Below are 6,479 nucleotides of genomic sequence, written 5' to 3' on the forward strand. Positions count from 1 at the left end.
CCGTTAAGCTTTGGCTTGAATATGTCATTGGGTAACCATTACGAACGCGGGGGGCGTTGTGGCCGGTGCAGACGGTTTCCAGACAGATGTGGAGTCCCTCAAGTCCGAGGGCACGAACTTCACCAAGCTCGGTGAGGACTTCCACAATTCGCTGAAGCGGCTGATGAACGGCCTTCACGCGCTGGACGCGGGCCCGCCGGCCAGCGACGTCAAGGAGCCGGAGCCGGAGAAGAAGTCGTTCGGCCAGCAGTTCGTGAGCGGGCTCACCTCGTTCGCCAGCAAGGACGGGCGTCCGCCGTGGGGCGACGACGACATCGGCGAGAAGTTCGGCGTCGTCTACGAGGGCGTCCGTGACGGCATGAACGAGTCCATGGGGCACCTCTCCGCAAAGCTCCAGGAGATCGGCAAGGCGCTGACCGAGATGTCCAAGAACCATGCGGAGAACGAGGACTTCAACGAGGCGCTGATGAACCAGCACGTCAAGAACGACGAGGCGTGGTCGGACCCCACGAAGAACCCCAAAACCCAGGTCACCTTCACGCGCGCCCAGCACTGACGTCATCTGCCGGTCCACATCCGTGACCCATCGGTCCACACCTGTGACCTAGGCGCCTCCTGCCGGGCCGCCGCCGGTCTCGCACCATGCCGTAACACATTCCACGGGGGAGCTCCACCTTGTCCATGATGCTGCCGTACTCTCTTGAGTGGGTCCTTGAGATGCTCGGCTTCAACTGGCCGACTGCCGACGAGGACAAGCTGATCGAGTGCGCCAACGTCTGGCGCACGTTCGCGGCGGAGGTCGAGGGGCACCAGGCGCGTGGTGCGACGGCGGCGTCCAATGTGCTCAGCCAGAACGCCGGCGACTCGATCGAGGGCTTCAACAAGACCTGGGAGAAGTTCGGCGGCGGCTCGGGCTACTTCAACGACGCCCGCGAAGCGGCCGAGGTCATCGCCTTCACCTTCGAGGCCGCCGCGGCCCTCGTCATCGGGATGAAGATCGCCGTCATTGTCCAATTGGCGATATTGGCGGCCGAAATCATCGCCGCGCAAGCCGCGGCACCCTTCACGCTGGGCCTGTCCGAAATCGGTGGTGCGGCGGCGACGCTGTTCACCCGCGAGATGGTCCGCAAGATCCTCAAGGAGGTCGCCAAGCAGCTGCTGGACGCGATCCTTGAGGCCGCCAAGGAGCCGGTGATCTCCGCGCTGGAGGCCATGGTCTCCGACATCATCGCGCAGACCGTCAACCAGAACTTCGGCGCCCAGAACGGTTACCACGTCGGCCGCACCCTCAAGCAGGGCTACTCCGCGGCCAAGGACGCCGTGGAGAACACCGGCGAGACGCTCGGCGAGAGCCTGCGGGACGGCGCCGGTCACCGCGCCGGCCACCGCGCCCGCGGCGGACTGGACCACGCCGCCGGCCGCGGCGGCGAGCACGGCAGCGGAGACGGCGGGGACGGAGGCCACTCCGGCGACTCCAGCAGCTCGGACAGCGGCTCGGACAGCAGCTCAGGCAACAGCTCCAACGGCCGTTCCGGCGAGTCGGGTTCGGGCGACGGAGCGGGCTCCGGCAACAGCGGTTCGAGTGGCAGCGGGTCCGGTAACAGCTCCGGCAACGGCAGTTCCGGCAGCGGTTCGGACGGTGGCGGCTCCGGCAGCACCTCGTCCGGCTCCAACTCCGGCTCTGGTTCTGGCTCCAGTGACTCCGGCGCGGGCGGGAGCGGCCGAGGCGGCTCGGACGGCGGCGGCTCCACCAGCCACACCCCGCGCGCTTCGGACAACGCGGGCGCATCCGACGCCGGGGGCGCTTCCGACCGTGGCGGTGCTTCCGACGGTGGCGGTGCCTCCGACCGTGGCGGCGCCTCCGACGGTGCGGACGGTGGCAGCGGCTCGCGCCCGTCGTCCGCCTCCGACGGCCCCACCAACGGCTCGGACACCCCGCACACCGTCCCGGACGCGCAGCCGCTCCCCCCGCCGGACCAGCGCTCCCCGTTCGACGAAGGCTTCCAGGGCAGCAACGACGGCCCCTCCGGCAACGCGCACTCCCCGGATTCCGGCCCCACCCCGGACTCCGGCGTGGCACACGACTCCTCCCGCCCGGACTCAGACACCCCGAGCACCCAGCCGACGCCCGACCACAGCCCGGACTCCGCGCGTCCCAACACGGACGCGGACTCCGTCAGCACCCAGCCCACTCCGGACCACACCCCGGAGGCAGCCCGCCCCGACGCGGACGCGGACTCGGTCAGCACCCAGCCGACCCGGGACACCACCCCCGGCTTCGCCCGCCCCGACGCGGACAGCGACTCGGTCGGCACCCAGCCCACCCACGACAACACCCCGGACGCGGCCCGCCCCGCCCCGGCCCCGGAGCCCATCAGCACCCAGCCGGCACCGGACCACACCCCCCAGCCGGACGCACCGCAGCAGTCGCCGTCGCCCTCGCAGTCGCCCGACGCCGTGGCAGGCAACGCGCCCTCCTACGGCGACGGTTCCGCCGGCTCCCACGACAGCAACGGCAACGGCAACGGGTCCGCCAACGGGGACAGCACCACCGGCAGCGGCGGCAGCCGCGTTTCGATGCCGCACGTCGGTGCACCGGCGCAGGGCGCCCCCGTCCAGCACGCCCCCTCCAGCCAGCCGATCCAGCAGCGTGACCCGGCACCGGGCGACCCCATGCCCACCGCCGACCCCAACGACACCACCGTCACCACGCAGTCCGCCGGCACCGCCACCCTCCCCCCGCCCACCCAGCACACCGCCGACCCCGGCACCAGTGCGCCCACCGCCGGCCCCACCCCCCAGCAGGCGCAGTCCAACAGCCCCCAGGCCAACGGCCCGATGATGATGGGTGCCGTGCCGCACCAGGCCGGCCCCACCGCCGCCGCCCCGCCCCGCGGCGGCACGCCCTCCAACACCGGGGGCACCCCCTCCAACACCGGCGGCAACCCGTCCAACACCGGTGGCAGCCGGCCCAACGGCAACGGAAACGCCTCCGCCACCGGCGGAAACGCTTCTGCCCGCCCCACCAACCGGCGTCCCGACGGCTCGCAGGCGGTCCAGGACCACACCCAGCGGCCCGCCCCGGAGCGCCCGGCCTACAACCCCCGTCTGGACGGCCCGCGTCAGGACCAGACCGCGCCCCCGCACAACCCCCGCCTCGACGGCCCGCGCCGGGACGCGCCCACCACACCGCCCGGCGACAACCGCCGTCCCGACGGCTCGCAGGTGATCCAGGACCACACCCAGCAGCCGAGCCCGGAGCGTCCCCCGCACAACCCGCGCCTCGACGGCCCGGCACGCAACGACGACTCCCGCCCGGAAACCCCCGGCAGCCCCGACAACGCCCCTCGCCCCGACGGCTCTCGCCCGGACAGCACGCGTCCCGACGCCACCCATCCCGACAGCGCACCGCCGTCCAGCCCGTCGCGCCCGGACGGGGCACAGCAGCCTTCGCCCTCCGGCTCGGACCGCCCCCGGACCGACACCCCGGAGCAGGCCCCCACGACCCCTGGCGCCCAGGCTCCCGCCGCCCCCACCCCGAACTTCCCCTACCAGCAGCCGCAGAACCAGCAGCCTCAGTACCAACAGCCTCAGCAGCAGAACCAGCCCTACCAGCAGCAGCCCCAGCAGCAGGCACAGCCCCAGCCGCACCAGCAGCAGGCGCAGCCTCAACAGCAGAACCCGTACGCCCAGCAGCCACACCAGCAGCAGCCGGCGCCGCAGGCCCAGCAGCCGAACCCGTACGCCCAGCAACAGCCCGCGCCGCACACCCAGCAGCCAAACCCGTACGCCCAGCAACAGCCGGCCCCGCACGCCCAGCAGCCAAACCCGTACGCCCAGCAACAGCCCGCACCGTACGCCCAGCAGCAGGCCCCCCACCACCAGAACCCCAACCAGCCCCAGCCCCTCCCCCACCAGCAGCAGCAACAGCAGCACCAGGCGCCGGTCCCCCAGCCGCCGAACCTGCGCAGCCACCTGAACGTCCGGGCCGGCCTCAACTTCCAGCCCCACGGCCTGTACTCACCGTTCCCGCACGACCAGCAGGCGTTGGAAGCGAACTTCCCGCGGAACCCGGACGGCACCCCGCGCGCGTTCAACGACCCCTTCCAGCCCTGGGCCCAGCTCCAGAACGACGGCGGCCCCAACGTCCTCGGCCGCTCCAACAACTGCGCCGACTGCACCCGCTCCTTCATGGAGTCCTGGTACGGCAACCCGCAGGTGTCCGGGGTCCGCACCTACGACCCGGACGGCAAGGGCGGCATCGACCGCGCATCCGGCGAACACAACGGCACCGCCAACATCGAGCAGTACACCGGCGCCAAGTTCCGCAACTCCGGCCCGAACTCCAAGGACGGCTACGATCGCATAGCCAACGAGCTCCGCCAGGCCGGCCCCGGCGCCGCGGCTGCCGTCCTCGTCACCTGGCCGAAGAACCCGGACGGCTCCGGCGGCGGCGCCCATGTCTTCAACGCCGTCAACCACAACGGCCGGGTCGTATGGGTAGACAGCCAGACCGGCAAGGTCAGCCAGCAGCCCATCAACACCAGTGCCGAGAACGTCTGGCACCTCATCACCGACGCCAACCGCCAGCCCTTCGATCCCGCCACCGCCCAGAACCAAACCCCCCAGCAGAACCAGCCCCAACAAAACCAGGCCCAGCAACAGGCCCACGCCCAACAGCAAGCCCAGGCACAGCAGCAGGCACAGGCACAGCAGCAGGCACAGGCGCAGGCACAGCAGCAGGCCCAGGCTCACGCTCAGGCACAGCAACAGGCACAGGCGCAGGCGCAGGCCCAGCAACAAGCGCAGGCACAGGCTCAGCAGCAGGCCCAGGCGCAGGCGCACGCCCAACAGCAGGCCCAGGCGCAGCAACAGGCACAAGCGCAGGCCCACGCCCAGCAACAAGCCCAGGCACAGGCACAGGCGCAGGCACAGGCCCAACAGCAGGCCCAGGCGCAGCAGCAAGCCCAGGCACAAGCTCAGGCCCAGGCCCAGGCCCAGGCACAGCAGCAGGCTCAGGCCCAGGCACAGCAGCAAGCCCAGGCACACCCGCAGCCGCAGCCGCACCAACAGCAGGCCCAGCCGAACCCCTACGCGCAGCCGCAGCCGCAGCAAAGCCCGTACACCCAACAGCCGCAGCAGCAGCCCGGCCCGTACCAGCAACCCCACCAGCAGCAACCGACCCCGTACGCCCAGCAGCCGCAGAACCAGCAGCAGCCGGGCCCGTACGCGCAGCCGCACCAGCAGCAGCCGGCGCCGCAGCAGGCCAACCCGTACGCGCAGCAGTCACCTCAGCAGCAGAACCCCTACGCCCAACAGCAGCAGCCGGGCCCCTACGCCCAGCAACCGCACCAGCAGCAGCCGTACGCCCAGCAGCCCCACCAGCAGCCGAGCCCGCAACAACAGCCCGGCCCGTATCAGCAGCCCCAGCAGCAGCAGCCGATGCCGCAGCAGGCCAACCCGTACGCGCAGCCGCACCAGCAGCAGGCCCAGCACCAGAACCCCTACGCCCAGCAGCAGGCGCAGCCCCAACAGCACAACCCGTACGCCCAGCAGCAGCCGGGGCCATACGCCCAGCCGCACCAGCAGCAGGCGCAGCCCCAGCAGCAGAACCCGTATGCGCAGCAGCAGCCCCAGCAGCCCGGGCCCTACCAGCAACCTCACCCGCAACAGCCGACCCCGCAGCAACAGCCGGGACCGTACGCCCAGCAACAGCAACAGCCGGCTCCCCCGCAGCAGCCGACCCCGCAGCAGCAACAGCCTGCTCCGAAGCAGCAGCCGACTCCTCAGCAGCAGCCTGCCCCCCAGCAGCAACAGCAGCCTGCCCCGAAGCAACAGCAGACCGCACCGCACCAGCAGCAGAACGCGCAGGCCCAGCAGCAGCACCAGCAGCAGCAGAACGCGCCCACTCAGCAACCCCAGCAACAGCAGTCGGCACCCCACACCCAGCAACAGGCCCCCCACGACCAAAACCCCAACCAGGCCCAGCCCACCCCTCACCAGCAGCAGCCGGCTCCTCAGCAGCAACAGTCGACTCCGCAGCAGCAGCCTGCACCCCAGCAACAGCAGTCGACTCCTCAGCAGCAGCCGACCCCGCAGCAACAGCAGCAGCAGCCTGCACCGAAGCAAGAGCAGACCGCTCCACACCAGCAGCAGAACGCACAGGCTCAGCAGCAGCAGCAGAACGGGCCTACTCAGCAACCCCAGCAACAGCAGTCGGCACCCCACACCCAGCAGCAGAACCCCCACGACCAAAACCCCAACGAGACCCAGCCCACCCCCCAGCAACAGCACGAACAGCACGAACAGCACGAACAGCAGCAGCACGAGCAGCAGCCGCAACAGGAGCAGCAGCCACAGGAGCAGCCGCAACAGGAGCAGCAGCAACAGGAGCAGCAGCCGCAAGACTCCTCCCAGGAGTCGCAGCCGACGGCCCCGGAAGACGGTGCGGAGGACCAGCCAAAGGGGCATTCGGACCC

General features: G+C 70.9%; 2 protein-coding genes. Both read left to right on the forward strand.

The window, feature by feature from the left end; translation table 11 throughout:
• Positions 1-58: 58 nt before the first annotated feature.
• Positions 59-556, forward strand: coding sequence for a hypothetical protein (locus AB0C96_RS30585; protein ID WP_362921820.1), 498 nt, complete (start codon positions 59-61; stop codon positions 554-556).
• Between the two features lie 125 nt (positions 557-681).
• Positions 682-6,479, forward strand: a 5,798-nt coding sequence (locus AB0C96_RS30590) for a toxin glutamine deamidase domain-containing protein (RefSeq protein WP_362921891.1), incomplete at its 3' end; no start/stop codon positions are given.

This window comes from Streptomyces sp. NPDC048506, from assembly GCF_040651315.1.
GTDB lineage: Bacteria > Actinomycetota > Actinomycetes > Streptomycetales > Streptomycetaceae > Streptomyces.